The organism is Arthrobacter sp. zg-Y40 (assembly GCF_020731535.1).
Classification (GTDB): Bacteria; Actinomycetota; Actinomycetes; order Actinomycetales; family Micrococcaceae; genus Arthrobacter_B.
In genome coordinates, this window is sequence record NZ_JAJFZS010000003.1 from 183,486 (window position 1) to 209,323 (window position 25,838).

Annotated in this window: 25 protein-coding genes and 1 riboswitch; of the genes, 14 read left to right on the forward strand and 11 right to left on the reverse strand. The window is 68.4% G+C overall.

Going from position 1 to position 25,838, the window contains the following annotated elements:
• Positions 1 to 129 precede the first annotated feature (129 nt).
• From LJ754_RS04590 to LJ754_RS04615, 6 genes are all read right to left on the reverse strand, one after another.
• Positions 130 to 1,674: a DUF4832 domain-containing protein gene (locus LJ754_RS04590; protein ID WP_227925703.1), complete on the reverse strand. Its 1,545-nt coding sequence runs from the start codon at positions 1,672 to 1,674 to the stop codon at positions 130 to 132.
• A gap of 74 nt (positions 1,675 to 1,748) precedes the next feature.
• Complete coding sequence (locus tag LJ754_RS04595; RefSeq protein ID WP_227925704.1) at positions 1,749 to 2,696, reverse strand: carbohydrate ABC transporter permease; 948 nt, start codon at positions 2,694 to 2,696, stop codon at positions 1,749 to 1,751.
• Positions 2,689 to 3,624, reverse strand: coding sequence for a carbohydrate ABC transporter permease (locus LJ754_RS04600; RefSeq protein ID WP_227911968.1), 936 nt, complete (start codon positions 3,622 to 3,624; stop codon positions 2,689 to 2,691). The genes LJ754_RS04595 and LJ754_RS04600 overlap by 8 nt, the downstream gene beginning before the upstream one ends.
• Before the next feature lie 4 nt (positions 3,625 to 3,628).
• Positions 3,629 to 4,975 (reverse strand): ABC transporter substrate-binding protein, encoded by a 1,347-nt coding sequence (locus LJ754_RS04605; RefSeq protein WP_227925705.1) that lies wholly within the window; start codon positions 4,973 to 4,975, stop codon positions 3,629 to 3,631.
• Entirely contained in the window at positions 4,972 to 6,255 is a 1,284-nt protein-coding gene (locus tag LJ754_RS04610) for a Gfo/Idh/MocA family protein (RefSeq protein WP_227925706.1), read from the reverse strand. The genes LJ754_RS04605 and LJ754_RS04610 overlap by 4 nt, the downstream gene beginning before the upstream one ends.
• A gap of 137 nt (positions 6,256 to 6,392) precedes the next feature.
• The gene (locus tag LJ754_RS04615; RefSeq protein WP_227925708.1) at positions 6,393 to 7,190 is read right to left on the reverse strand and encodes a DeoR/GlpR family DNA-binding transcription regulator; all 798 of its coding nucleotides are present in this window, start codon (positions 7,188 to 7,190) and stop codon (positions 6,393 to 6,395) included.
• Between the two features lie 133 nt (positions 7,191 to 7,323).
• Here LJ754_RS04615 and LJ754_RS04620 point away from each other — a divergent pair, with 133 nt between their 5' ends.
• Positions 7,324 to 8,202, forward strand: a complete 879-nt coding sequence (locus LJ754_RS04620) for an SIS domain-containing protein (RefSeq protein WP_227925709.1) — start codon at positions 7,324 to 7,326, stop codon at positions 8,200 to 8,202.
• A gap of 33 nt (positions 8,203 to 8,235) precedes the next feature.
• Here LJ754_RS04620 and LJ754_RS04625 read toward each other — a convergent pair whose 3' ends face one another.
• Positions 8,236 to 9,384: a baeRF2 domain-containing protein gene (locus LJ754_RS04625; protein WP_227925711.1), complete on the reverse strand. Its 1,149-nt coding sequence runs from the start codon at positions 9,382 to 9,384 to the stop codon at positions 8,236 to 8,238.
• A gap of 192 nt (positions 9,385 to 9,576) precedes the next feature.
• Between LJ754_RS04625 and LJ754_RS04630 the strand changes: the two genes are divergently transcribed.
• From LJ754_RS04630 to LJ754_RS04670, 9 genes are all read left to right on the forward strand, one after another.
• Complete coding sequence (locus tag LJ754_RS04630) at positions 9,577 to 9,876, forward strand: hypothetical protein (RefSeq protein WP_227925712.1); 300 nt, start codon at positions 9,577 to 9,579, stop codon at positions 9,874 to 9,876.
• Positions 9,877 to 10,057: 181 nt separating this feature from the next.
• Positions 10,058 to 11,008: a carbohydrate ABC transporter permease gene (locus LJ754_RS04635; protein ID WP_227925714.1), complete on the forward strand. Its 951-nt coding sequence runs from the start codon at positions 10,058 to 10,060 to the stop codon at positions 11,006 to 11,008.
• Positions 11,005 to 11,844, forward strand: a complete 840-nt coding sequence (locus LJ754_RS04640; RefSeq protein WP_227925716.1) for a carbohydrate ABC transporter permease — start codon at positions 11,005 to 11,007, stop codon at positions 11,842 to 11,844. Before LJ754_RS04635 ends, LJ754_RS04640 begins: the two co-directional genes overlap by 4 nt.
• Positions 11,845 to 11,891: 47 nt before the next feature.
• On the forward strand, positions 11,892 to 13,187 hold the full coding sequence (locus LJ754_RS04645) for an ABC transporter substrate-binding protein (protein ID WP_227925717.1): 1,296 nt from the start codon (positions 11,892 to 11,894) through the stop codon (positions 13,185 to 13,187).
• Positions 13,188 to 13,298: 111 nt separating this feature from the next.
• Positions 13,299 to 14,462 carry an ADP-ribosylglycohydrolase family protein gene (locus tag LJ754_RS04650; RefSeq protein WP_227925718.1) on the forward strand — a complete coding sequence of 388 codons (1,164 nt, stop codon included), beginning with the start codon at positions 13,299 to 13,301 and terminating at the stop codon, positions 14,460 to 14,462.
• Entirely contained in the window at positions 14,459 to 15,919 is a 1,461-nt protein-coding gene (locus tag LJ754_RS04655) for an ADP-ribosylglycohydrolase family protein (protein ID WP_227925719.1), read from the forward strand. The genes LJ754_RS04650 and LJ754_RS04655 overlap by 4 nt, the downstream gene beginning before the upstream one ends.
• Complete coding sequence (locus LJ754_RS04660; RefSeq protein ID WP_227925720.1) at positions 15,916 to 17,877, forward strand: SUMF1/EgtB/PvdO family nonheme iron enzyme; 1,962 nt, start codon at positions 15,916 to 15,918, stop codon at positions 17,875 to 17,877. The genes LJ754_RS04655 and LJ754_RS04660 overlap by 4 nt, the downstream gene beginning before the upstream one ends.
• The gene (locus LJ754_RS04665; protein WP_227925722.1) at positions 17,874 to 19,067 is read left to right on the forward strand and encodes a CaiB/BaiF CoA transferase family protein; all 1,194 of its coding nucleotides are present in this window, start codon (positions 17,874 to 17,876) and stop codon (positions 19,065 to 19,067) included. Before LJ754_RS04660 ends, LJ754_RS04665 begins: the two co-directional genes overlap by 4 nt.
• Positions 19,064 to 19,942 (forward strand): HpcH/HpaI aldolase/citrate lyase family protein, encoded by an 879-nt coding sequence (locus LJ754_RS04670; RefSeq protein ID WP_227925723.1) that lies wholly within the window; start codon positions 19,064 to 19,066, stop codon positions 19,940 to 19,942. The genes LJ754_RS04665 and LJ754_RS04670 overlap by 4 nt, the downstream gene beginning before the upstream one ends.
• Here LJ754_RS04670 and LJ754_RS04675 read toward each other — a convergent pair.
• Complete coding sequence (locus LJ754_RS04675; RefSeq protein ID WP_231706072.1) at positions 19,927 to 20,466, reverse strand: dihydrofolate reductase family protein; 540 nt, start codon at positions 20,464 to 20,466, stop codon at positions 19,927 to 19,929. The two genes, LJ754_RS04670 and LJ754_RS04675, sit on opposite strands and share 16 nt — an antisense overlap.
• Positions 20,467 to 20,611: 145 nt before the next feature.
• On the opposite strand from LJ754_RS04675, the gene LJ754_RS04680 reads away from it, so the two are divergent.
• Entirely contained in the window at positions 20,612 to 20,863 is a 252-nt protein-coding gene (locus LJ754_RS04680) for a hypothetical protein (protein WP_227911986.1), read from the forward strand.
• A gap of 33 nt (positions 20,864 to 20,896) precedes the next feature.
• Here LJ754_RS04680 and LJ754_RS04685 read toward each other — a convergent pair whose 3' ends face one another.
• Genes LJ754_RS04685 through LJ754_RS04695 form a run of 3 tightly spaced genes read right to left on the reverse strand, consistent with a single transcriptional unit; the run spans position 20,897 to position 23,557 of the window.
• Positions 20,897 to 22,504: a DUF6297 family protein gene (locus LJ754_RS04685; protein ID WP_227925725.1), complete on the reverse strand. Its 1,608-nt coding sequence runs from the start codon at positions 22,502 to 22,504 to the stop codon at positions 20,897 to 20,899.
• Positions 22,505 to 22,507: 3 nt separating this feature from the next.
• Positions 22,508 to 23,194, reverse strand: coding sequence for an ABC transporter ATP-binding protein (locus LJ754_RS04690; RefSeq protein ID WP_227925727.1), 687 nt, complete (start codon positions 23,192 to 23,194; stop codon positions 22,508 to 22,510).
• Between the two features lie 48 nt (positions 23,195 to 23,242).
• The gene (locus LJ754_RS04695; RefSeq protein WP_227911989.1) at positions 23,243 to 23,557 is read right to left on the reverse strand and encodes a DMT family transporter; all 315 of its coding nucleotides are present in this window, start codon (positions 23,555 to 23,557) and stop codon (positions 23,243 to 23,245) included.
• Positions 23,558 to 23,567: 10 nt separating this feature from the next.
• A riboswitch (guanidine-III (ykkC-III) riboswitch) is annotated at positions 23,568 to 23,634 on the reverse strand.
• A gap of 187 nt (positions 23,635 to 23,821) precedes the next feature.
• Between LJ754_RS04695 and LJ754_RS04700 the strand changes: the two genes are divergently transcribed.
• The 3 genes from LJ754_RS04700 to LJ754_RS04710 all read left to right on the forward strand — a co-directional run bounded on the left by LJ754_RS04700 (position 23,822) and on the right by LJ754_RS04710 (position 25,838).
• On the forward strand, positions 23,822 to 24,202 hold the full coding sequence (locus LJ754_RS04700) for a GNAT family N-acetyltransferase (protein WP_227925728.1): 381 nt from the start codon (positions 23,822 to 23,824) through the stop codon (positions 24,200 to 24,202).
• Positions 24,157 to 24,366 carry a hypothetical protein gene (locus LJ754_RS04705; protein ID WP_231706074.1) on the forward strand — a complete coding sequence of 70 codons (210 nt, stop codon included), beginning with the start codon at positions 24,157 to 24,159 and terminating at the stop codon, positions 24,364 to 24,366. Before LJ754_RS04700 ends, LJ754_RS04705 begins: the two co-directional genes overlap by 46 nt.
• A 74-nt stretch (positions 24,367 to 24,440) precedes the next feature.
• The gene (locus LJ754_RS04710; protein ID WP_227925730.1) at positions 24,441 to 25,838 is read left to right on the forward strand and encodes an LssY C-terminal domain-containing protein; all 1,398 of its coding nucleotides are present in this window, start codon (positions 24,441 to 24,443) and stop codon (positions 25,836 to 25,838) included.

A 25,838-nucleotide genomic window follows, 5' to 3' on the forward strand; every position in this document is an offset into this window, starting at 1 on the left:
GTAGTGATGGGATACCGCCGCAACGGGAAAGGCAGGCCCTCCGCACAAAGCGGAAGGCCTGCCTTCCGGCGGGCAGGGAGCCCCGTCAGGTACGTTGCACCGGGCGCCCCGGCAGAACGGCACCGCCGGTCAGGGCACAGCGGCCCCGGCGAAAGCGGGCGCGGCGGAGGGTGCCGCGGCGCGGGGCCCGACGACGACGGCCTGGTTCAGCGCATTTGTGCCGTCGGTTTCATTCCAGGTGCCGAGGTTCGCAGCCTGCACGGCGAACCGGGGATCACCGGCTGTTCGGGCGTCCGACGACGGCAGCGCAAGCGAAAGGGAATAGCTGCCTTCGGCAAGGGCTGCGATCGCCGGATCAGACAGGCTGAGGGTAGTCGAGAGTGTGGTGGTGGTGCCGGCAAGCCAGTGGCGGGCATCGGCATTGGACGTAAACGGCACCGACACGGACGTACCGTCGCTGCCGGTCAGCTGCAGCATGGCTGTCCGCGGGAGATAGGGAGCCGCCCAGCCGTCATTGCGTATATCGACGGAAACCTCAACCGAATCTTCCGCCGGTGTAACGGTGGAAGACTCCATCACGAAGCGGTACCCAAGCCGCTTGGCGGTTTCGTCCAACGCCGGCTCGCCCCAGGAATCCAGCACGAGCCGGTTGTAGTCGGTGTTGAGGTAGCTGTAGTGGTACCTGGCGAGTTCCACCGAGGCTGTCTCCCACTCGGAGCGGGAGGGGACCACCTTGCACGTCTCCCCGCCGACCGGAACGTAAACGCTGTCCGCGGCGAGATACTCGTAATCCAGGGTCCGTGGGTCCGACAGGTAGGTTCCTCCGTCGTCGTAATCCGAGAGGAAGCAGTCGTTGTGGTGCCCTATCCGGGCGATGGGTGTATCAGTGAAGGCCTGCTCGGCCGTTACCGCGCTCGACGCGGCCGGCGGAACGTTCAGCAGATGCTGTTTCGTGGCCATGGTGCGCACCTGGACCCCGCGGTCCGCAGGCAGCTCGTCGAGCAGCGCCTGGGTAACGGCGGAGCGGTTAGCCCAGTCCTGCTCGGTCACCACGCCCGGGTTCGCCGGATCGGCCACGAAGTGGTCCGTGTAGTACCCCTCGCCCCACCGTCCGATGAAGCCGTTCTGCACCACAGGAATCACGTCTGCATTTGCGCGCAGCACCGGCCCCAGCTGCTTGATGTGCGCCAGGACGATGTCCAGGGGTGCATCGCCGTAGGGCGGGGTGGCGCCGCCGTCATCCCCCACATAAGCAAACCGGGTAATCACCGAGATCCCGGCAGTACGTGCGGTGTCATAGTCCGCCTGAAGCTGTGACAGGACCCGCTCATCAAGCACCGGATTGGCTGCGAAGTCCTCCAGGTATACAACCCGCAGGATCTGGGTGATGCCCTTGGACCGCAGGCCCGCCAGGTCGGCTTCTGTGAGCGGGGTGTTCTGCTCCGGTTTGGCCGTATTGAAGTGCGTCGCGGTGTGGTGGTAGAAACCGCGCTGCGGATTCGCAATCACCGAGTCGCTGGGTTCATAGGCAACGGTGCTGGCCGCGTCGCCGGGAACGGAGACGGAAACGCCGGGCGGCCCCTCCCCCGGGATTCCGACGGCGACCGCGGCCGCCGTCGGGCCCGCTGCGGTGACAAGACCGGCAACTAAAAGGACTGCTAAGGATCGTTTCATGATTCTCCAGGTACCTAGTTATTTCAGGGGGGTTACTTGGGAGGGAAACTTTCGGGGAGTGGCTTGAGGAAGGGTTACTTGAGGCCGCTCGAAGCCAGGCCGTCAATGACGCGCCGCTGCAGCAAAATGAACATCAGCAGCACCGGTGCCATGGCGAGCAGGCTTGCCGCCATCACCACCGGATAGTCAGTGGTCCGGTCACCGATCAGGGTCGCGAGCCCGGCGGACAGGGGCATCCGGTCGCTGAACGTGGTGACCACCAGCGGCCATAGCAGTTCGTTCCAGGACCAGAGCACCGTGGTGATGGCCAGGACACTGATGGTGGGCCGGGCCAGCGGCAGCATCACCCGCCAGAAGATCTGGAACGGGTTGGCGCCGTCCAGGCGGGCGGCCTCCTCCAGTTCCGCCGGCATGGACAGGAACGCGGTGCGCATCAGGTAGGTCCCGAAGGCGCTGAACAGCCCCGGCAGGACCAGGCCGCCCACACTGTCCAGCAGCCCCAGGCCCTGCACAATCTGGTACTGGGACAGCAGGTACACCTGCGAGGGCACCATCAGGATGGACAGCACCAGGGCAAGGAGGACCGACCGGCCGCGGAACCGCATCCGGGCAAAGGCGTAGCCGGCCAGGGTGCAGAAGAGGATCTGCGCCAGGGTGCGGATCACGGTGATCAGCACGGAGTTCTGCAGCTGGTCCAGGAACGGCAACCGCTCGAAGACCTCGGCGTAGTTGGACCACTGCAGTTCCGCCGGCCAGAACACCGGCGTGACGCTTTGGACCTCCGCGTTGGTGGAAAGTGACATCACAATCTGCCACAGGAACGGGAAGGCCATCGCCAGCGCGCCCACCCCGAGGACGAGGTGCGCCACAACGTGGGACCCGCCCCGCCGTCGTGCGCGCCGCCGTTCCTGTGCCTTCCCGGTCCGGGCCGGCCGCTGCCCGACGCCGGTACGCACGTCCGCGTCGGAGGCCGCGGGCACAACAGCGGAGGGCGTGCGCGCCGGCAGTAGTCGGTCAGTCACTTTGCACCCACTTCTTCTGGAATCGGAACTGCAGCAGGGTGACGACGCCGATGATCAGCAGGATCACCATGGCGATGGCCGCGGCGAAGCCCTTGTCGTTGTTGACGAAGCCTTCCCGGTAGAAGAAGTACACAAGGGACATGCTTTTGGGCAGGACCGGGTTGCTGCTGCCCAGGATGGCGTAGAGCAGGTCAAAGAGCTGGAAACTGGATATGACCGTCACGATGGTGACGAAGAAGACGCTGGGTGAGAGCAGCGGAACGGTGATGTTCCGGAACTGTCCCCAGCGGCTCGCGCCGTCGAGCTCGGCCGCTTCATACAGTTCCGGCGGAATGTTCTTCAGCCCGGCGGCCAGCACAATCAGGCTGAACCCGAGCGACGACCACAAGCCCACCACCGCTACCGCCACCATCGCGAAAAACGGGGTGCTGATCCAGTAGGGCCCGTCGATGCCCAGGAACCCCAGGCCGTAGTTCACCAGCCCGAAGTCGCCGTTGAAGATCATCCGCCAGACCATCGCCACCGCGGTGGGCATGGCAACGTAGGGCAGGAAAAACAGCACCCGGTACACCGCTGCGAAACGCAGGCCCGGCAGGTTGAGCAGGCTGGCCAGGTACACCGCAATGGGGATGCCCAGCATCACGATGCCGGTGTAGAGCAGCGTGTTGCCCAGGGAGCGGTACAGCTGCGGGTCCGTGAACAACTCGACGTAATTCTCGACGCCGGAGAAAGCGGATCCGCCGAACGGTCCCGTCTCGGTGAACGAGGTGCCCACGGTCTGCACAATGGGCCAGAGGTAGAAGACACTGATTCCGAGCACCAGGGGTGCAATGAAGAGCCACGGCCACGGTCCGTCCCCGCCGAAGCGCCGACGGCGGACCGCCGGGGACAGCGGGGGCGGACCGGAGCCGCGTTCAACTGTTGTCATGGGATTATTCCTCGGCCAGGGCCGCGTCCATCTGGCTGGCAAGATCCGTCGAGATCTTCTCCACGGGCTGCTCACCGGAGAAGGCCTGCGGCAGCAGATCGGTCTCCAGCGCGTTCCACGCCGCCGAGTTCTTGCTCACCGGCAGCGGCTGCGCGTAATCGAGGGCATCCAGGAAGATCTGCAGGTTCGCGTTGGGCATGGAGCCCGTAAATGCGCTCTGCGTCCCTTCGAAAGCGGGAATGACCGCACCCGCATCGCCTTGCTGCTGCTGCGCGTCCTTGCTGGCCAGGAAGGCCTGCAGCGCCTGGGCGGCCTGCTTCTCCTTGGACCCCGCGGATACTACGTTGGCCAGGCCGTGGATCACGGTGGCCTGCTTCTCGCCCTGCGGCAGCGGCAGGACCACAACGTTTTCTTCCAGTTCCGTGTCGGTCAGCGCGGAGCGGAACCAGCTGCCGCCCCAGTACATGGCGAGCTTGCCGGAGGTGAACCACTGGTCTGCGGTGGTGTCGGTGAGCTGCTGGATGTTCGGGGAGCCGCCGCTGGCGATCAGGTCGGTCCAGAACTGGAGCCCGGCCTGCGTTTCCGGTGAGGCGTACCCCGATTTTCCGTCCTCAATCACGGTGCCGCCGGCTTGGAGGATGGTGTTGTAGTACGTGGTCTGCCCGTCCATTCCCCCGGCGCCGCCGTACTCGCCGTCGGCCGCCAGCGCCGTCGAAATGTCCGTTGCCGTTTTCTGGAACTCGTCCCAGGTCCAGTCGCCGCTGGGCAGCTCGACGCCGGCCTTCTCGAAGAGTGCCTTGTTGGCCCAGATGCCGATGGTGTCCATGTCCTTGGGCACCCCGTACTGCACGTCGTCGATGGTGTAGAGGTCCACCAGCGCCTCCGGATAGTTGGCCGGATCAATGTCGCCGGCTTCCACTGCGCCGGTGATCGGCTCCAGCTTGCCGTTGGAGGCGTACAGGCCGATGTTCGGGCCGTTGATCCAGAAAAGGTCCGGGAGGGTGTCGCTGGAGGCTTGGGTCTGAAGCTTGGTCCAGTACTCCGCGTAGGGGGTGACGTTCACGGTCACCTCGATGTTGGGGTACTCCTCGTTGAACGCGTCGATGTTTTCCTCGATCGCGTCCACCTGGTTCTTGTCCCACACCCCGTAGGTGATGGACGCGCTCAGGTCCTTGTCCGGGGCCGCATACTCCGCGGGTTCATCGGAGGCCGCGTTGGAGCCGCATCCGCTGGCGGCCAGCGCAAGTCCGACGCCGAGCGCGACGCCGGCGGAGGCGCGCCGGGCGGGCGGACGGCCGGGGACGTGCCCGGCAAAGGTACGCCGGACGGCAGAAGGGAACATGTTTCTCATCGGAAAGTCCTTCCAAGGGTGGATTGCGAGGTGTGGGTAAAGGCGGGGGGCGGCGGATCCGCCGGGGATGATGGCCGGGAGAAGTGCCCGACGATGTGCTCCGGCAGAGCGGGAACGTCCAGCGGCTGCGAACCGCTGCGCAGGGATTCGGCTGCCAGGTAACCGGCGGCAACCGCTTCGCGGGCTGCAACCGGGCTGACCAGTGTGGGGGTGCCGTCCAGCAGGGTGTCGAAGAATTCGGTCATCGTGAGCAGGTCCGCGTCTTCGTGTCCGCTGGCGGCGCCGTCGATGGGATATTCGACGTCGCCGGCGCCCTGCCATTCGTGGCGCCGGTTCCAGACCTTGATCACGCCGCCGGCGGTGTCGCCGTGGTTCTCCAGCCTGCCCTCGGTGCCGATCACCGTGTAGTTGCGCCAGTAGTCGGGCGTGAAATGGCACTGCTGGTAACTGGCCATCACGCCGTTATCCAGCGTCATCAGCATCATGGACACGTCCTCCACGTCCACTACCGGGTTCAGCCCCGTCTGCTTCTCCGGCGGCCAGTTCTCGTAGGAGAACCAGTCGGGCATGGTTTCGCCGTGGCGGCTGCGGCGGTCGGTGATGCCGCCGTAGACCATCAGCTCCCCCATGCCCACCACCCGCCGGGTGTAGCCCGAGGCAAGGTAGTGGATCACGTCAAGGTCGTGGCTGGCCTTCTGCAGCAGCAGGGTGCCCGTCTTGGACCGGTCGGCGTGCCAGTCCTTGTAGTAGTAGTCCCCGCCGTTGCCGACAAAGTGGCGCACCCATACGGCCTTGACCTCGCCGATTTCGCCGCGGCTGATGACCCCGCGCATGGCCCGGACCACGCCGGAGTGCCGGAAGTTGTGGCCTACGTAGAGCAGGGTGCCGGTTTCGGCGGCCGCGGCCAGGACCCGGTCCGCGCCCTCGAGCGTGATCGCCAGGGGTTTCTCCAGATAGGCGGCGATCCCGGCGGCCAGCAGCTTCAGGGCGATCTCTTCGTGCGTGTGGTCCGGCGTGGTCACGAGGGCGGCGTCGATGCCGCCGCCGGCAATCAGGGAGTCAACGTCGAAGTGGAGTGCGGCGTCGGGATAGGCGCGCCGGGCACGGTCGCGGCCGGCGTCGTCCGGTTCCACGACGGCGACGACTCGGGCCCCGGGACGGGCGGAAGCCACGTGTTCGGCAATGGCGGCGCGGGCGCCGAAACCAATGACGGCTACCCGCGGTGAGGTTTCGGCGGGCGCAGTTTCGCTGGTGCGCTGGGTGTCCCGGTCGATGTGCATGACGTCATCCTGCATTAGATGCACGGATTTGTCACTAACTATCTCAAATTGATCATCTTCTGGCAGGAACGCGGGCGCAACCGTGCACTGTGCACGCCCCGCGGCGGGCGCCGGCGGGTGCGCCTTTGGGCGGCCGGCTACTTGCCGGCGTCGGCGACGATGACCTCTACCCCGGCGTTGGCCAGTTCGGCGGCGAAGTCCGGTGCAACGGGCTGGTCCGTGACCAGGGTGTCGATGCCTGCCAGCGGGCAGATGCGGGCGAAGGTGCTGCGGCCCAGCTTGGTGGAGTCGGCGGCGATCACCACGCGGCGGGCAACCGCCGCGATTTCCCGGCTGGCTTCCGCTTCCCCTTCATGCAGGGTGGTGGCGCCGAAGGCTGCGCTGAGCCCGTCCACCCCCAGGACGGCCAGGTCCATGCTGAAGTCCTGCAGCGAGTTGGCAACCAGGGGGCCGATCAGTTCATAGGACTGGCGGCGCGGCACCCCGCCGGTCACCACGATTTTGATGTGCTCGCGCACCGACATTTCGTAGGCGATGTTCAGCGCATTGGTCACGATGGTGACTCCGGGCGAGTCGCCATCGGGGTGCAGCCGCTCGCTGCGGCCCAGCATCCGGGCTACTTCACTGGTGGTGGTGCCGCCGTTGAGGCCCACCGACTGCCCAGGCTGGATGAGGTCTGCCACGGCCCGGGCAATGGCCACCTTCGCGTCGGCCTGGCGGGCGATCTTGTACTGCAGCGGTAGTTCATAACCGGAACCGAGGGCGGAAGCGCCGCCGTGGGTGCGGGTGACCAGGCGCTGTTCGGCCAGGGTGTTGAGGTCGCGCCGCACGGTGGCTGTGGATACCCCCAGCACATCGCTCACCTCGGCGATCGACACACTTCCCCGTTCGCTCACTAGGTCAAGGACAACATTCAGGCGCTGCTGCTGGGTCATGCTCGGGCCAACCTTTCGTTATCCGTTCATATTCTCACAGCCAGCCTTGCTAATCGTGATTGATTCTGCTCAACTATCCACATATCGATCAAAACCAGTCTTTTATTGGTGCAGAGCAGACCGAAAGAAGCCCATGCCTTCCTCCTTCGTAGAAGCAGAAATAGCCTCCCAGCCCGAAACCTGGCGGCTTGCCGCCCAGATGGTCCCCGAGATTGCCGGCCGGCTGCCCCGCCGCGGCGAGCGGGTAGCGGTGGTTGGATGCGGCACCAGCTGGTTCATGGCCATGTCCTACGCGGTGCTGCGGGAGCGTGCCGGCCACGGGGTGACCGACGCCTGGGCGGGCAGTGAATACCCGGCGGGCCGGGACTATGACCGGATTATTGCCATCTCCCGCTCCGGCACCACCACCGAGATCGTTGACCTCCTCAAGACGCTCGGCCCGGTCCCCACCACACTCATCACGGCCGTGGCCGAATCCCCCGGAGCTGAAGCAGCGGATGATGTCATCGCCATGCCGTTTGCGGATGAGCAGTCCGTGGTGCAGACCCGGTTCGCGACGTCGGTGCTGACACTGCTGCGCGTCCACCTCGGCGAGGACGTTGAACCGCTCATCGCAGATGCTCAGTTGGCGCTGGACATCCCCGTGGACAAGCTGCTCGCAGCCAACCAGTGCACGTTCATCGGCCGCGGATTCGCCGTCGGCCTCGCGTTCGAGGCGGCCCTGAAGACGCGGGAGGCCGCCCAGTACTGGTCCGAGTCCTATCCGGCCATGGACTACCGGCACGGTCCCATTGCGATCGCAGAACCCGGCCGGCTGGTGTGGAGCCTGGGCGAGCCGCCCGCCGGGCTGGCCGACGACGTCGCCGCGACGGGCGCGCGGTTCGTGCACCATGACCTGGATCCGCAGGCGGCCCTCGTGGTGGCCCAGCGCTTCGCCGTCGGCCTGGCCGTGTCGCGGGGCCTGGATCCGGACCGCCCGCGTTCCCTCACCCGGTCCGTTGTCCTGACCTGACCAGACCCGCGCGTGACATGCCGCCGCCGGCGCCTAGGTCGCGTTGGCTCCCGGAGCTTCGGGGCCAACAGGCCAGCGCAGCAGTGCGGCGAGGTCGGAGCCGCCGGGCAGGACGCCGTCGGGCACCAAGAGGAGATTCGCGTCCGTCAGGGCCGCCGCGCGCAGCAGCGCCGATGAGGCAGGAACCTGCCCCAAGACTTCCGCGCCCAGCGCCTGTTCCTCGGCGGTGGCCAGCCACGGCTCGGCGCCCAGCGCCAGCAGGTGGCGGTCGGCCAGCGCACTGTCATTCAGGATCAGCGTGTCCACCTGGGCCTGCTGGAGTGCCTGCACCACAGCTCCCATGCCGGTGGCCGACTCGGGATTGGCCTGCCCTTCCTGCAGGGCAAGCCGGTCCATGATCTGTTCCTGTTCGGCCGCCCACTGCAGGGCAAGGCGTTCCTGGACCTCATCCTCGAACTGCTGCTGGTGCGGGTCCTCAGGGCGAAGCTCGGAATCAATCATGCTGACCAGCGGTTTGTGGCCCTCGGCCAGCTGGTCCCGCACCAACCCCCGGGCGCGGACGTCGCCGGCCAGCACAATCAACCGGGCGCCGCTGCTGTCCACAATCCGGTCGATTGATCCGGCAACTTCATCAGCGTTCCGGCGCCAGGTTTGCTCGGTCCTGCGCTGCTGCTTGTCCTGCGCCCAGCCCTCACCGGCGGGAAGCTTGCTGATGTCGTCGATGGAACCCTCGACACCCTCCACTGTCCCGGGTCCGGGACGGCCCGCGTATTCCAACCGGATCTCGGCGTCCTCCCGCGTTGCTTCCACAACGATGTACGGGAACTCCTCGGGACGGTGCTTGAACAGCGGCAGCAGGTCCGGAACGGGTCCCACAGCAATCTGCATGGGGGCCACCAGCGGGCCGGGCAGCAGCTCGTTCAGTTCCACCGCGCCGTCCCGGACAAGGACAAAACGCGAGATTGGCGCGGGCAGCCCGCGGGCGGGATCCACCGCACCTTCCATGGCCTCCTGATCCTCCGGCGTCGCCCCCTGCTCCCCCAGCCCCGCCCGGACGTCACCGGACCGGGCTGCGGCGGCTTCGGCGCCCTGCGCTCCCCCGGCCCCGGCATCGACATAGGCAACACACCACGGCCCCTGCTTCCGATAGAGATCCGCAAATTTGTGGAGGTGCTCCGTCATGTCGATCTCCTTCCCGCACAGAGGCGGCCGCACATCGAATCAACCCGTGCCTCTAGCTAACACCGGTTCAACCGGCAGCTAAAGGGCTGCGGGAGCCGAAGGCACGCTTCCGCCCCACCCCGTCCTTTCGCCCGGACCAAACCTGTTCGGCAGGCTAGGGAAGCGCGGCCCCGGATGTGGTTGGTTGGGGCCATGGCGAACGAAAACGCCCAACGGTCCTCCCTCCAGCGCCAGCTGGACTCGATGAACCGCCGCATCCAAGACCACCCTTTGAACTCCGAGAAATTCACCAGGGCCCGCGCACTGGTGAAAGAGTCCTCCGTGGAGGACCGCGTCGAAGTCAGCGCAACCCTCCGCGAACAGGGGCTGCCCGGTGTGGGCGCCCAGATGCGGATGCTGGCGCTGGGCCTGGCGTCGTTGGCGCGGTTGAACCGCAGACGCCTGCGCCTGGAAAACATGCTCAGTGAGCTTGATGCCGGCGGGCCAAACTAACGCCGCTGCCGACGACGACGCACTGCCGCCGGGAGGAACGAAACTATTGACACCCCCGTGAGCCGGTGGCACAGTCGCGGACACTGGCTGTAAACGTTTACAACACTCAAAGGAGAGCGTTGGTCCGAGTCACCATCACACAGGCTGCAGCGCGGGCGCGCCCTTCCAATGGGGCAGCCGAATGAGCACCACCGCCACCAGGACCACCCGCGAAACACCGCCGCCACGGGCCGGGAAGCGGGTTGGCCACCGTGAACGCGCCCAGCGGCGCGAGGCGGTGGCCCTGGTGATTCCCGCCCTGCTTCCAATCATCATCTTCTCCGTCATCCCGCTCGTTAGCGGCGTGGCCCTCGGCTTCACCGACACCACCCTGAAGCGCAACGCAGAGATCAACTTCATCGGGTTCGGGAACTTCATTGAATTGTTCGGCGACCACCGTTTCTGGGGATCGTTCGGCATCGGCATAGTCTGGGCCGGCGCCGTCGCGCTGCTCACCCTGGTCTCCGCCATGGGCTTGGCACTGCTGCTCAACAGCGACCTGCGGCTGAAGGGCCTGACCAGGGTGCTGGCCCTGATCCCCTGGGCCATGCCGCCGGTGGTCACCGCCATTGTGTGGCGGATGATCTACAACCCCAACTCCGGTCCCCTGAACGGCGCCCTTCAAACGGTGGGTATTCCCGGGGCCAACTGGCTGGGAGACTTCTCCACCGCACTGCCCGCTGTCATTGTGGTGGGCGTGTGGGCGGGCATCCCGCAGACCACTGTGCTGCTGCTGGCCGGCATGCAGTCCATTTCCACCGAACAGCAGGAAGCGGCGGCCGTGGACGGCGCCGGGGTGTTCCGCCGGTTCTGGCACGTCACCCTCCCGGCCCTGCGCCCCATTGTCCTGGCCGTCACCGCCCTGGACTTCATCTGGCAGTTCAACTCCTTCGGCCTGATCTACGTCCTCACCGAAGGCGGCCCCGGCGGCCGCACCATGATCCCGCCGCTGTTCACCTATCTGGAGGCGTTCCGGAACCGTGAAATCGGCTATGCCTCGGCGATGGGAGACGTGCTCGTGATCGCGATCCTGCTGACTCTCTCGCTCTACCTCATCAACCAGTTCCGCCAGGCGAAGGGAGCACGGCCATGATCACCCGGCGCCCCTGGTACGGAACGGCGCTGATGTACGCCGCGCTGGCGGGCTTCCTCGTTTTCCTCGGCTTCCCGCTGCTGTGGCTGCTCTCGGCGTCGTTCAAGTCATCGGGCGAACTGAACTCGCTGGCCATTAACCTGCTGCCGGCCGAGTGGGATTTCAGCAACTACGCCTCCGCCCTGGCACGACAGAACCTGCTGCCGGCGGCCGGGAACTCGCTGCTGGTATCCATTGCCACAATGGTGATCACCGTGCTGCTCTCCATGCCGATGGCCTACGCCCTCGCCCGCCTCAAGGGCCGGCTGCGCGCGGCGGGCACGGTGTGGATCCTGACCAGCCAGGTCTTCCCGTCCATCCTCATCATCATCCCGCTGTTCCTGGTGCTGCGTTCCATCAACCTCAATGACACCCTGTTCGGCCTGATCCTCGTCTACGTCACCTTCACCCTGCCGTTCACACTGTGGATGCTGCAGGGCTACGTCGCCGCCATACCGGCGGATCTCGAGGAGGCCGGCGAAATGGACGGCGCGTCCCGCTTCACCATCCTGCGGAGAATCGTCCTCCCCCTGCTCGCACCGGGACTCGTGGCGACGGCGATGTTCACGTTCGTCTCGGCGTGGAATGAGTTCTTCCTCGCCCTGGTCCTGCTGCAAAGCCCGGAGCTCTACACCCTGCCCATCGCCCTGCGCTCTTTCCTGGGCGCCGAAGGGCAGACCCAGCTGGGGCCGCTGGCCGCCGGAGCAATCCTCGCGACCATCCCCTCGCTCATCATCTTCACCATTCTGCAGAAGAAACTGACCGGCGGAATGCTGGCCGGCGCGGTCAAGGGCTGATGGCCCGCCGCAAACCCGCATCATCCACCAGAAGGAAGGCAAGCATCATGAAGAGAATCCGAGGCATCGGCGCCGTCGCTTTCGCGGGCGTAGCCGTGCTTGCCCTGAGCGGCTGCCAGCAGGGCAGCACATCAAGCGGGTCCGACGGCGCCGAAGGCGATGCCGTCACCCTCCAGTTCCAGTCGCTCTCCGACCAGCCCGCCACTCAGGCCGCGGTGAAGTCCATCGTGGATGAGTGGAATGCCGAGAACGAAGATGTCCAGGTCGAGATTGTCCAGGCCGGCTGGGACGGGACCTTCGACAAGCTCATCACCCAGTTCTCCGGCGGCACCGCCCCGGACATCATCCACTACGAGGCCAGCTCCATTGTGTCCTTCGCCGCCGACGGCTACCTCGCGGATCTGAGCGACTATATTGACCCGGACCTGAAGGCGGACATTTCCGAAGGCATCTGGGATTCCGTCACGCAGGACGGGCAGATCATCGCCTACCCTTCCACCCTCCAGTCCTACATGGTCTTCGCCAACGCCGACCTGTTGGAGGCTGCCGGCGTCGAAATTCCCAGCGGCGAAACCATGACGTGGGAAGAGCTGCAGGAGATTGCCAAGGCCACCACAACGGACAGCACCTACGGACTGGGGTGGGGCCTCGCCTCGCCCACAGCGGCGATGATGAGCCTCTCGCTCGGCTTCGACGGCGGGTTCTTCGACGGAGAAGGCACCGATGCCTCGATCCAGGTGGAGGATTCCGAACTGGCGGTGCCTGAACGCATCCACGAAATGGCCTACACGGATAAGTCCATTGAACCCACCTCGCTGACCCAGTCGGGTTCGGATGTGCTCGCCTCGTTCTACGGCGGCAAGGTGGCGATGACGGTGCAGGGCTCGTTCCAGGCGACGAACATCGCCAACGACGCCCCGGAGGGCTTGAACTGGGTGGCGCTGCCGCCGCTGGAGGGTTCCGCCGGCGCCGTGCAGGCAGCGAACCCGCAAACCTATTCGGTGAACGTGGATTCCGAGCATGTGGAGGAGTCGGCCGGCTTCCTCAACTTCCTGATGAACGGCGACAACCTTGCCTCGATCGCCTACGCCGACGCGCTCATCCCCTCCTCCGGCTCGGCCCGCGACAGCGTCGAGAAGCTCGCGGCGGAGGACCCGGCGTGGACCCAGGTGTTGGCCTCCGGTGAAGGCCTGGAAGGACCGCCTTTCCTGAAGGTGGAGAAGTACACCGAGTGGAAGGACACCATTGCCACGCCGGCCTACCAGCAGTACCTGGCCGACAAGATCACCAGCGACGAACTGGCCGCCCGGCTCTCCGACGGGTGGAACGACGTCGCCAGCTGATCCCGGACGCGGGGAGGGACAGGGCAGCCGGCCGGTTTGCCCCCGACCCGCCACTTTCGGCCCCCGGCCCTTTAAACCGCCGTCACTTTAAGAGGTACTCAAGGAGTGGGAATGTACGTGTTGCAGGATCGGGTGGCAGGGGTGCTTGCCGGCGCAGCCGTGGGGGACGCACTGGGCGGCGCCACGGAGGGCTGGACGCCGGAGCAGATTCAGGAGCGCCACGGCGGCCGGGTCGAGGGCATTGTGGGTCCGTTCCTGGCCGATTGGAGGACCGCGCGGCCCATTGCCCCTTTCCACAAGGGCGACGGCCACGTCACGGATGACACGCTTATGACGCACGCACTCGTGGAGGTGTACGCCAAGCGGCGCCGCCACCTCGATGCCTACGACGTTGCCGCCGACCTGGTGCCGCTGATGATCGGCGAGCGCCGCTGGGTTCCGGAACTGGAAGACCATGCGCTGATCCTGCAGCGCGTCTTCCTGGCCGAGAAATGGCTCGTGGCGAAGCTGCATTACGGCCATGCCGACCCGCGGGAGGCGGGGGTGGGCAACATCGTGAACTGCGGTGCCGCCATGTACATGGCACCGGTGGGGCTGGTGCACATCGGTGATCCGCGCGGCGCTTACGCCGAAGCCATCGACATTGCGGGTGCGCACCAGTCCTCCTACGGGCGGGAGGCGGCCGGTGTGTTTGCAGCGGCGGTGGCAGCCGCCGCGGCACCCGGCGCGGCGATGGAGGACGTGCGCGCAGCGGTGCTGGGGGTCGCGCACGACGGCACCGCTGCGGCGATCCGGGCCGTGTTCGACGCCGTGGATGCCTTCACTGCCGACGGCGGGGATCCGTGCGACGTCGCACGGATGGTGCGCGCCGCCGTCGCACCCTATGACACGGTGGGCGAGCAGTACCGGGCCCCGGCCATGGACGCGCGGCTGCCCTCGCGCACCAAATCGATCGAAGAACTGCCCGCCGCCCTGGGGTTCGCGCTTGCCCGCGGCGGGGACCTGCGGGCCGCGGTGCTCGACGCCGTGAACTACGGGCGCGACGCCGACTCGATCGCGACGATGGCCGGCGCCGTCTGCGGCGGCCTGCACGGGATCGACGCCGTCCCGGCGGACTGGGTGGCGGACGTGACGGCGGCCAGCCGCCTCGACCTGGACGCCGTGGTCACCGCCATGACGGAGACGGTGCGGGAGGTGGCGCGGGCCGATCTGGACCGCGCCGCCCGGCGAACCGCGGCGCTTCAGTCGCTGCTCAGCCGGGAGGAGGCACGGTGAGGCTGACCTGGGCGCAGCCGGAGGACCTGGTTCCGGCCGAGTTCGCCGCCCTCCGCGAGCAGGGCGTTCCCGAGGAGGACCTCGTTCCGATCGAGCGGCGGTGGGCCGCCGCCGGCGGACCCACCAGGCTGGAGCCGTCCGGGGCCGCGGTTGCGGACCCGGGCCCGGCGGTGCGCGCCATGGCCCGGCGGGTGCTCGATGAGCTGGCGGTCCTGCAGGTGCGCAGCGATGCCGAGCCGGATGACTGGCTGGAGATTTCCGCCCTGCTGCCGCCGGCCGCCCTGCTGCCGCCGGCCGCGCGGGGGGCCGCGGCGGCGAAGGCCCCGGCGGCGAAGGGGCTGGCTGCGAAAACATCCCCGGCGTTCGAGCGGGTGCACGGGGCTTGGCTCGGCCGGGCGGCCGGATGTTTGCTGGGCAAACCGGTGGAGAAGATCCCCCGAGAGGGCATTGAAGAGATTGCCCGGGCCACCGGGAACTGGCCTATCCGGACGTATTTCACCGCGGCCGGGCTGCCCGCAGACATCGTGCAGCGCTGGCCGTGGAACCGGCGGTCCGCCCCCAACTCGCTGCTGGAGAACATCCAGGGGATGCCCGAGGATGATGACCTGAACTTTCCCATCCTCGCCCTGGAGCTGATGGAAACCTCCGGCCGGGCCCTGGCCACTGACCAGTTCGCGCAGGCATGGCTGGCGGCGCTGCCCGCCGGACGGGTGTTCACCGCCGAGCGCGCCGCGTACCGGAACATCCTCGACGCCCGGCCGGCGCCGGAGACGGCAACCCACCACAATCCGTTCCGCGAATGGATCGGTGCACTTATCCGCGCCGACGTGCACGGCTGGGTCCATCCCGGAGACGTCCGCGCCGCTGCTGCTTCAGCCTGGGCCGATGCCCGGCTCAGCCACACCCGCAACGGCATCTACGGCGAAATGTGGGCCGCCGCGCTGTGCTCCGCGTCCCTCACCGAAACCAGCGCCGACGCCGTGCTGGACGCCGCCGACACGGTGGTGCCGCCGTCGTCGCGGCTGGCCGCCGCAGTGCGCCTGGGGCGGAACACCGGGCGTACACTCGCCCGCGAAACCATCACGGACGCTGCCGCCCTGGACGTATTGCACGCCGGGTTCGCCGGGATGCACTGGGTCCACTGCCTCAACAACGCGGCACTCATTGCCTGCGCCCTGCAGGCACACGGCGGCGACTTCGGCGCGGCCATTGCCTTCGCCGTCGCGGGCGGGTGGGACACCGACTCGGACGGCGCAACCGTTGGCTCCGTGGCCGGCGGGCTGCTGGGCGCCGGCGCAATTGGTGCGGAGTGGACGGATCCGCTGCAGGACCGCATCGCAACATCGCTTCCCGGCGGCGCGGAACGGTCCATCCGGAACCTGGCCGAACGCACACTCCGGCTGTCCCGGACCGGGGTACCGGACGCAACGGGTCTCATCGAAAGGACTAACGCATGAGTGGCGGGTTCGATCCCCTGCATCCGCGCGACGTCGACCTGCCCACCCGGGTGCCGCTCAAGGGGGACCTGAGCACCGGGGATGTGGCGATCTCGCTGGACGACGCCAAGATTTTTGCCGCGCCGGCGGACGCCGGTGATCTGGTGCAGTGGCGCCTGCAGCTCACGGCCTGGCGGGACGGGGCACGGAAGCGGCACGGCGAACCCACCCGGTACAACGACGGCGCCGCCGCCTGGGCCAGCCGGTGCTTCACCGTGGCGCAGGTCTGGTTGTGGGACGAGTTGTTCTTTGACTTCGAGGCACAGCGGTTCACGCCCGAACGGTTCCTCGCCGATGCCCGCGAGCGTTTCGGCGGGCTGGACGGCATTGTGCTGTGGCATGCGTATCCGGTGATCGGCATCGATGACCGGAACCAGTGGGATTACTACAACGTGCCCGGCCTCGCGGATGTTTCGGCCGCGCTGCGCCGCGCCGGCGTTGCCGTGTTCCTGAGCTACATGCCCTGGGACATCGGCACGCGCCGCAGCGGCGACGACGCGGCCGAGCTCACCGCCACCGTCCGCCGGCTCAGGGCGGACAGCGTTTTCCTCGACACCCTGAAAAAGGCCGACCGCTCGCTCGTCGCGGCCCTGGATGCGGCCCGTCCCGGGATCGGTCTGGAGGGCGAATCGAAACTCTCCACCGACCGCATTGCCGACCACACTCTGTCCTGGGCGCAGTGGTTCGCGGATTCCGAGGTTCCCGGCGTGCTGCGGGCGCGGTGGTTTGAACGCCGGCACATGCAGCACCACATCCGCCGCTGGCACCGGGACCACGCCGAAGAGCTCCGCGCCGCCTGGCTCAACGGCGTCGGCGTCCTGGTGTGGGAAGTGGTGTTCGGCGCCTGGGTGGGCTGGAATGACCGGGATTCGGCCACGCTGCGCCGCATGGTTCCCGTCCAGCGCGGTTTCCACCGCTGGCTCGTGGACGGCGAATGGACACCGCTCACCGTGACCGAGGGGCCGGTGGTGGGCTCCAGCTTCGACCTCGACGGCGTCAAACTGCTGCTCCTGGCCAACACCTCGGACACCGATGCCAAGCATCAGCTGGCCGGAACGGGGTGGGATCCGCTGCACCCGGGCGACACTTCCGAGGTGGTCACCGTGCCGGCCAACGGCATAGCCGCAGCGGTCCAGGTCAGCGCCGGCGCCGCGGTTCCCGGGGAGATCGCTGCCGTTCAAACCGCCCTCGCCGGTGAGCCTGCCGTCCGGAATTCCTCCTTCCGGCACCGCCGCGCCCGGCGGCTCAGCGCCCCGCCCTGGCCGGGACCGGCGGCACCGGCTGCCTTTTCGGCCGCCGCCGTTTCGGCCGTCACTGTGCCGGCCGGTGAGTACACGCTGACCGTGCGTTACCGGATGCGGGAAACCGGGATGTACGGCGGAGCGCCCTACGTAGACGAGTGGAAGCCGCTGTCCCCGCGGCTCCATGACCAGCGCACGCTGGACCGGTTCGTGACGCTCCCACGGCCGGTGCATGTTGCCGCCGAGGAGGTGAGCGAAGCGGAATACGCCCGCTTCCTCGACGCCGTCGGCGAGCACGCCGAAGCCCGTGATCCGGAGCGTCCCGCCACCAAGGTGACGCTGGCCCGGGCCCGGGAGTACGCGGCCTGGGCCGGAGGCCGGCTGCCCAGTGAGGATGAGTGGCAGCTCGCGGCCGCCGATCCGGGTTTCCGGCGCAGGACCCCGGAAGTGTGGAACTGGACCGAGTCCGAGCACTCCGACGGCCGCACCCGCTTCGTGATGCTCAAGGGCGGCAGCGCCCACCGCAGCAGGGGCTCGAACTGGTATTTCGACGGCGGGGTGCAGCCGCCGGAGTTCACGGCCAAGCTGCTCCTGCCCGGACTGGGGCTGGACGCCTCCGCATCCATCGGGTTCCGGATCTGCCGGGACCAGTCCGACGACGGTGGAGGCCCCCAATGAGTCCGCTGGAGGGCCTGCGGGTCGTGGACGTTTCCACCCTGTTTGCCGGCCCGATGGCCGCCATGCATCTGGGCGACATGGGCGCCGACGTCGTGAAGGTGGAGCATCCCCGCCGCCCGGACCCGGCACGCGGCCACGGACCAGCCAAGGACGGGCAGAACCTCTGGTGGAAAACGCTGGGCCGGAACAAACACACAGTGGCCATCGACCTGCACACGGCGGGTGGACGCGGCGCGTTCCTGCGCCTGGCCCGCACCGCCGACGTCGTGATTGAAAACTTCCGCCCCGGGACGCTGGAACGCTGGGGGCTGGATTATGCCGCGCTGTCCGCACAGAACCCCGGGCTGGTCCTGGCGCGGGTCACCGGATTCGGGCAGATCGGGCCGTACCGGAACCGCCCCGGATTCGGCACGCTCGCCGAGGCGATGAGCGGGTTCGCGTCCTCCACCGGGGAGCCGGACGGGCCGCCCACGCTGCCGCCCTTCGGCCTGGCGGACGGCGTCGCGTCCCTGGCCACCGCGTACGCGGTCATGGTGGCCCTGCACGCCCGGGACCGGGACCCGGACGGCCGGGGCCAGGAGCTCGACGTCGCGATCATCGAACCGATCCTGGCGATGCTCGGCCCGCAGATCACCCGCTGGGACCAGCTGGGCACCGTGCAGCCGCGCACCGGAAACCGGTCCGTCAACAACGCACCGCGCAACACGTACTGCACCAAGGACGGGTCCTGGGTGGCGGTGTCCACGAGTGCGCAGTCCATTGCGGAGCGGGTCGTCGCCCTGGTCGGCCGGCCCGAACTCGCCGACGAGCCGTGGTTCGCCAGCGGCGCGGGACGGGCCGGGCACGCGGACCTGCTGGACGACGTCGTCGGCGCCTGGATTGCCCGGCGCTCCCGTGCGGAGGTCATCGCCGCGTTCGACGCCGCCGAAGCCGCCGTGGCGCCGGTGTACGATCCCGCGGACATTGTTGCCGATCCGCAGTTCAACGCACTGGGCACCATCCACCGGATCAAGGACCCCGAGCTCGGCGACCTGGCCATGCAGGGGCCGCTGTTCCGGATGTCGCGGGATGCGGCAACCATTGCGTTCACCGGGCGGGCGCACGGCGCGGACACGGACGATGTGCTGACCGGGCTGGGGTACACGGCCGCGGAACTCGCCGCGCTGCGGGCGGACGGGAGCATCGGATGAGCCGGCCGGTCATGGTGGCCTTATATGCGCCGGCGGACCGGCCGGAGCGGTTCGGCAAAGCGCTGCAGGCCGGGGCGGATGCGGTCATCGTGGACCTGGAAGACGCCGTCGCCGCCTCCCGCAAGGACGCTGCCCGCGCGGCGCTGACCGACTTCGCGGCGTGCTGGGAAGAGTGCCGGGAAGCGGGCGGGGATGCGGGCGGCGGGGATGCTCCGGCGGTCCAGGTCCGGGTGAACGCGCGCGGGTCCCGGGCCCACGACGCCGACCTCGCCGCCGTTGCAGCACTGCCCCCGGAGTTCGGGGTGCGGCTGCCGAAAACGCAGTCGGGCGCGGACGTTGCCGCCCTCCGCGCGGTGCTGCCGGGGCGGCAGGTGCATGCCCTGCTCGAATCGGCGCTGTCCATTGAGCGTGCGTTTGAGATTGCCGGTTCCGGTGTTGCCTCGATCGCCGCCGGTGAAGCGGATCTGCGGGCCGAGCTGGGGGTTCCTGCCGGGCCGGCCGGCGAGGCGGGCCTGGCCTGGCCGCGCAGCCGCATCATCAATGCTGCTGCCGCGGCGGGCCTGCCCGCTCCGCTGATGGCGGTTTACGCCGACGTCCGGGACGTGGACGGGCTGGCCGCCAGCTGCCGTGCGGGCCGGGCGCTCGGTTTCTCCGGGCGGACCGCGGTGCATCCGCGCCAGATGGAGGTGATCCGCCGGGCCTTCACCCCGGATGCAGCGGAGCTGGCCCGGGCGCAGGGCATTGTGGAGCGTGTGCGTGCAGCAGCCCGGGAGGGCACCGGCGCTTTTGTGCTGGCGGACGGGACCTTTATCGACGTCGCCATGCTGCGCGCTGCCGAGCGGGTGCTTGCCCTGGGCGGTCATTCCACCGCGTAGTTGAGCCGCACCGCTCCGTTCCCGAAGCGTCGCTCCCCCAGCAGGCGCAGGTTCAGGCGCAGGCCGTCCGGCAGCACCCGGGTGCCGCCGCCAACAATCACCGGATAAACCACCAGCGAGACGGCGTCGACCAGTCCCATCTGCAGGGCGCTCTTGGCCAGCGTCGGCCCGCCGATGGTGACATTCCCGGCCGCCTTGGCCCGCTCCACCGCCTCCCGGGTCAGCGCCGGTTCCAGTTCAGTCCGGTCCGTCCAAGGCTCGGTGAGGGTGGAGGAAAACACGATTTTCGGCGTCGCCTGCCATGCTGCGGTGAACCGTTCGGCCCCGGGTGAGCCCGCCACGGCGGCCGGATCCGTTTCCCACACGGCCATGCTTTCGTACATCCGCCGTCCGTACAGGACGGCGGCTGCGTCTTCCATGTCTTCGGTGTGGGAGAGAACCATTTCCTCGGAGGGCGGCATCCAGGAGAAGTCACCATTGGCGTCGGCGCTGTAGCCGTCCAGTGAACAGTTAAACGAATACATCAGGGATCCCATCGGCCCAGCAAAGCGCCCGGACCCGCCCTGCACAAGGGTGCCGCAGGTCCCGGCCAGCGAATTACCGGCCTGTTTACCGGCCGCAGCCCGCCGGGTCTGGACCGGTCAACTGTGGCGGTGGCACAGTGCTGGCATGGCTGATTCGAACCCTGATATGGAGCATTGGTGGCCGCAGCTGCCGGCCGCGGCCCAGCGGTGGCTGGTGAACCACAACGGTGAAGCGGTGCCGCTGGAAATCCAGGAGGAGATTATCGGTGCGGGCGGCACTGTGGTTGGGGAGGACTGGTGGGTAGGCACCAGCGACGACGACGGCTTCTACTTCTCGGACGCCGGCATCGACTGGATCGAGGACGCCGGCAATGACGAGTTCCCCGGCGCACCGTAAGCCGCTTTACGTGGTGGGTCCTATTTGGCCGTCCTATCGAGGGTTCGAGAACATCACCAGCAGGACGCAGCCGGCGGAAAACACAGCCTGGCCCAGCAGCAGCGCACCCGGAACGTAGCCCAGGAACAGGCCCAGCAGCAACGGCACCGCTGCCAGCAAAATGGTGTCCGGGCCGCGGGCGAGGGACCCGGCCTGCGCCGTCGGGACCGGGCCGAATACGGTGTCCGACGGCGGAACCGTCCAGTCCGGCAGCGGCCGGTAGGCGCCCCGCACCGCGGCGGCGCCGAGCCCGGTTCCGGCGAGTGCGCCGAGCCCGATCAGCCCCGGGCTGCCCGCCCCCAGCAGGACCAGGACGGTACAGAACGCGGCGGACCACAGGGCCATAGCAGCGGCGGGCAGCGTCATCCGGCTCAACCGCACCAGTGCCGGGGACAGCGGAAGCAGGGCGTCCAGGCCGGGGGTGATGGCGGTTTGCCGGGCCAGGGCGCCCATGGCCGGGACAGCCGCGCCGATGGTGAGCAGGATGACGGCCAGCTGCATCAGGGCCGGTTGCTGTCCGGCTGCCAGCAGGACAGCGACGCACAGCAGGAGCAGCAGCACCGGACGCCCCCATAGTCCGGGGGTGCGCAGGAACGCGGTGGCATCGGCGCGCAGCAGTGCGCCGAACGGTGTACGGGCACCCTTGGCATACCAGCGTCGGGCGCGGCCGGAGGTCCGGGCGCCGGGGGCGGCGGCGAACGCCCGCCCCAGCTCATTGGTGTCCATCAAATACAGCGCCGCCCCGGCGTGGCCGGACACTCCCCCGCCGCGGATCAGTTCACCTCCCGGGATCCGCTCCAACCGCGTCTGGACCCACAGCCCCAGTCCGACGACGGCGGCCAGCGCCGCGGGGACGGGCCACCACTCGCCGGCGGCAGCCAGCCGGGGAAGGAAACCCAGCAATGCCAGCAGCACCAACGCACCGGCCGTACCGAAGGGTCCGGCCGGGATGCCATGTCCTGCGGCCGGGCGGTTTCCGCCCGGCTGTCCGTCTACCTGCTGCCCGCCTACCTGGCCGTTCCCGGCCGACTGCCCCACGGCCGCCAGCAGCAACGCGCATACCGCGGCCAAGCCGAAGACGGCTGCCCCGGCGAGCTGGCCGGCGAATGCCGCCTGCAGGTCGGTAATCACCCCGACCGGCAGATACAGCACCGCACCGGCCGCCCACACCATGCCGCCCCGGCGCAGCAGCCTCCCGGTGAGGAACGGCCGGCGGTCCACGGGCAGGCCCAGCCACCAGTACCCCTCGGCGGAAGTCACCGCCACCGGCCCCAGCTTCCGGGCCCCGGTGAGCACCGCCGCCAGGGCAGCGAACAGCAGGACGGTGACGGCCGCGCCGTCGGGCAGGCCGGTCCATTCAGCGGCAACGATGGTGCGGCGGCCGCCGGCACCGGACCCCAGGGCCCGCGCCACCTCGTTCCGCAGCGCGAGGACCAGTCCCCCGGCTAGCGCCAGGATGGTGCCCACCCCCAGGAGCGTGGTGTAAGCCTCCAGCAGCACGTCCCGGAGGCGGGTGCTGCCGCGGCGGTGGCTCCGCGACACGGTACGGGTGTAGCTGGCTGGGTTGAACTGCGGCGGAGCAGGCGCGGTGGTGCGGGCCATGCGCTATTTACCGGCGATCTCGGCGGCGGCGCGGGCGGGTTCGATCTCGCGCACCTCGTCATCTATGAGCAGGCAGCGCTCCGCCGTCGCCAGGAGCAGCGCCGGATCGTGGGTCACCAGCAGGACCGTGCCGCCGTCGTCGGCGTAATCCCGGATGCGGACTCCCACGCGTTCGCGCATCACCGGGTCCAGGCGCTGTTCGGGTTCATCGAGGATCAGCAGCGAGGACGGGCGGATCAGGGCCGAGGCGAGCAGCAGCCGGCGGCGCTGGCCGGAGGAGACGGAATCCGGCACGGCGTCGGCGCGGTCCTGCAGCCCGAAGAAGTCCAGTTCCGCGTCGACGGCGGCGTCCGGGTCCGGCACGGAATGGCCGCGGGCCACCAGCTGCAGGTGTTCGCGGAGCGACAGCGACGGGAAGAAGGCGTCCTCATCAAAGAGGGCGGCGACCTGGCGGCGGAAGGGGATGGCGTCCTCATTGGCGGGCAGGCCGTGCACCCGCACCTCGCCGTCGAGCATCAACTGTTTGCCGGCAATCGTGCGGGCGGCAGTGGACTTTCCGGCCCCGTTGAAACCGACGACGCCGAGGATCTCCCCGGGCGACGCGGAGGCGGTGATGGCCCCGCAGACGGGAGCGCCGGCGTAGCCCACCAGCAGTTGGGAAATCTCGAGCACGGGCCCGGCAGCAGTCATGCCCACCAATGTAGCGGGACGGGCGGGCCGTTCAGGCCAAGGACATGTCTAGTGCAGCGACTTCAACCCGATCACGCCGCCCACAATCATGGCCAGGAACAGGATCTTCAGCAGGGACACGGATTCGGCGCCGGTGGCCATGCCGTAAATGACGGTCAGGGTGGCGCCGATCCCCACCCACACGGCGTACGACGTGCCCAGCGGCAGTTCGCGCATGGCGTACGCGAGCCCGGCCATGCTCGCGACCAGCGCGGTGACGAAGATGGCGGACGGCCAGAACCGGCTGAACCCCTGCGACTTGTCAAGGGCGGTGGCCCACACTGCCTCCAGGACACCGGACAGAACTAGAACAATCCATGACATGGCAATCTCCCACGGGCCGTCTTGTCGCACACCGGGTACGGCACCCCTCGTCCGGGAGACCGTGTCGCGGCCTCCCTTCCACGGTCGCACGCACGGGTGCCGGGGGCAACTCGGGGCGAGGCGTGCTGCCGGTGCGGACGAAAAGGCAAAAATTACCGTCACGGGGATCGAAAAGGCACAAATTACCGGTTTCCGGGTCGAAAACCGGTAATTTGTGCCTTCTCGTTTCGACCGGGCGACACCCGCAGCAACTAGAGTGGCCGCATGCCGCAGCTGATCGCCCCCACTTCAGCGCTGGAGGGTGCCTGGCGCCAGGCGCGCGCGGAGTGGGGCCCGGGTATCCACGAGGACGGGTTCGGGCTGCGGCCGGAGGACGACGTCGAGACCTCCGCCGGGTTTTCGGCCTGGCTCCGGCGGCTGGCGGCGGACACCGGCTGCACCTACCGGTGGATCGTCTCCGGCGGGCAGGTGCTGGGCGGGATCGCCCTGCGTCACGGCGACGCCGACGCGGTGCGCCGGGCCGGGAACATCGGCTACGGCATCCGCCCCTCCGCCCCTCCGCCCGGCGGCAGGGCCATGCGGTGGCCGCGCTGCGGGCCATGCTCGACGAAGCACGGGAGCTGGGCCTGCCCGAAGTGCTGCTGATCTGCGGGAAGGAGAACACCGCCTCCGCCCGCACCATCGAACGGGCCGGCGGCATCCCGGCCCGTCCCGACGCCGGTCCCGATGTCGGCGCCACTGGCGGCGGCGGCAGCGGCGCGATACTGCGGAAGTACGTCATCTCCACGGGTCCAGGCACCGCGGGCTGAAGCTCTGACACGTCCGGCCCCTGCAGGAAGCACCGCGCATTGACGTGAGCCGGGGCGGCGGTCAGCGTGGATTCATGACAGAACCGGACGCTGCAGGCGCAGGCAGAAATGCCGCCGCCCCAGGCCCGGACACTGACCCGGGGCCGGGGCCGGGGCCTGCGGCTACCGCACTGGACTCAGCCTTTTTCGCCTTCAGCGGCCTCGCCGCGATTTGGTTCGCCGTCCTGCTGTTCCAAAGATCGCTGGAGCTGGGGCTGGGGCACATCGGGTTCCTTATCGTGTTCTGGGCGGCGCTGGCCTACCTGGTGCTGCCGCGGGTGGACCGGATCCTGACGCAGATCTTCATCCCGGACTACTTCATGGGACGGACGCGCACCAATGCCGGTTTGTTCGGGGACGCCGTCAACCTTGCGTTCCTGGGCACCGGGGAACAGCTCCGCGGAGCGCTGGGCCGGGCCGGCTGGCATCTGGCGGACCCGGTGACGCTGTCCAGCAGCTGGCGGATTGTCTCCTCGACCCTGCTGCACCGCAGCTACCCGTATGCGCCGGTGAGTCCGCTGCTGCTGTTTGGCCGGGAACAGGATTTCGCCTACGAGCAGGAAGTGGACGGCAACCCGCGGCAACGCCACCATGTGCGGTTCTGGCGCTGCCCGGAGGGCTGGATGCTGCCTGGAGGCATTGCCTGCGACTGGCTGGCGGCAGCGTCCTTCGACCGCGCCGTCGGCCTGTCCCTGTTCACGCTGCAAATCACCCACCGGGTCGGCGAAAACATCGACGCCGAACGGGACTACCTCGTCTCCACCATGGAAGAGAACTCCCCGGAGATCTCGGTGCAGGTCATCAAGAACTTCTCCTCGGGCTACCACTCGCGCAACGGCGGCGGTGATTCGATCGCCACCGACGGTGACCTGCCGGTGGTAGACCTGGCCCGCATACCGGAGGAGGCCGGAGAACAGGAGGAGCTGGCGGCGATCAACCGGACCGGTTCCGGCGCCCTCTCCCGGCTGCCACTTCACCGGCCTGCTCCGGTGGTCTTCGGCGCCGTCCTGGTGTTCCTGCGCGGAGTCGCGGCTTTCACGGTGGCCTCGCCGTTCCTGGCCCGGTTTGCCAATGGGCCCTGGGTGACCCAACTGCTGGGCGAAGACAGCCAGGGGCTCGCGGATATGGGCAGCGCCTACGCTCCGGCCAGCGTCTCGCTGACTGTGTTCGCCGGCGTGGAAGCGGTGCTGGCCGTGCTGATCCTGCGCGGCAGCAACGTTGCCCGGGTCACGGCCATGTCCCTGAGCTGCGCGGCCATCATCCTGCAGATGGTTACGGTGTTCAGCCAGCCCGGGGTGCCGCTGGGCTCGAACCTGTTCGGGTATTCCTTCGACATCCTGCTGATCCTGGCCCTGTCCAGCAGCCGGGCCAGGATCTACGCCCGTATGCACGGCCGCCGCCACCTGCACCGGCGTGCGCAGCAGACTGGGTAG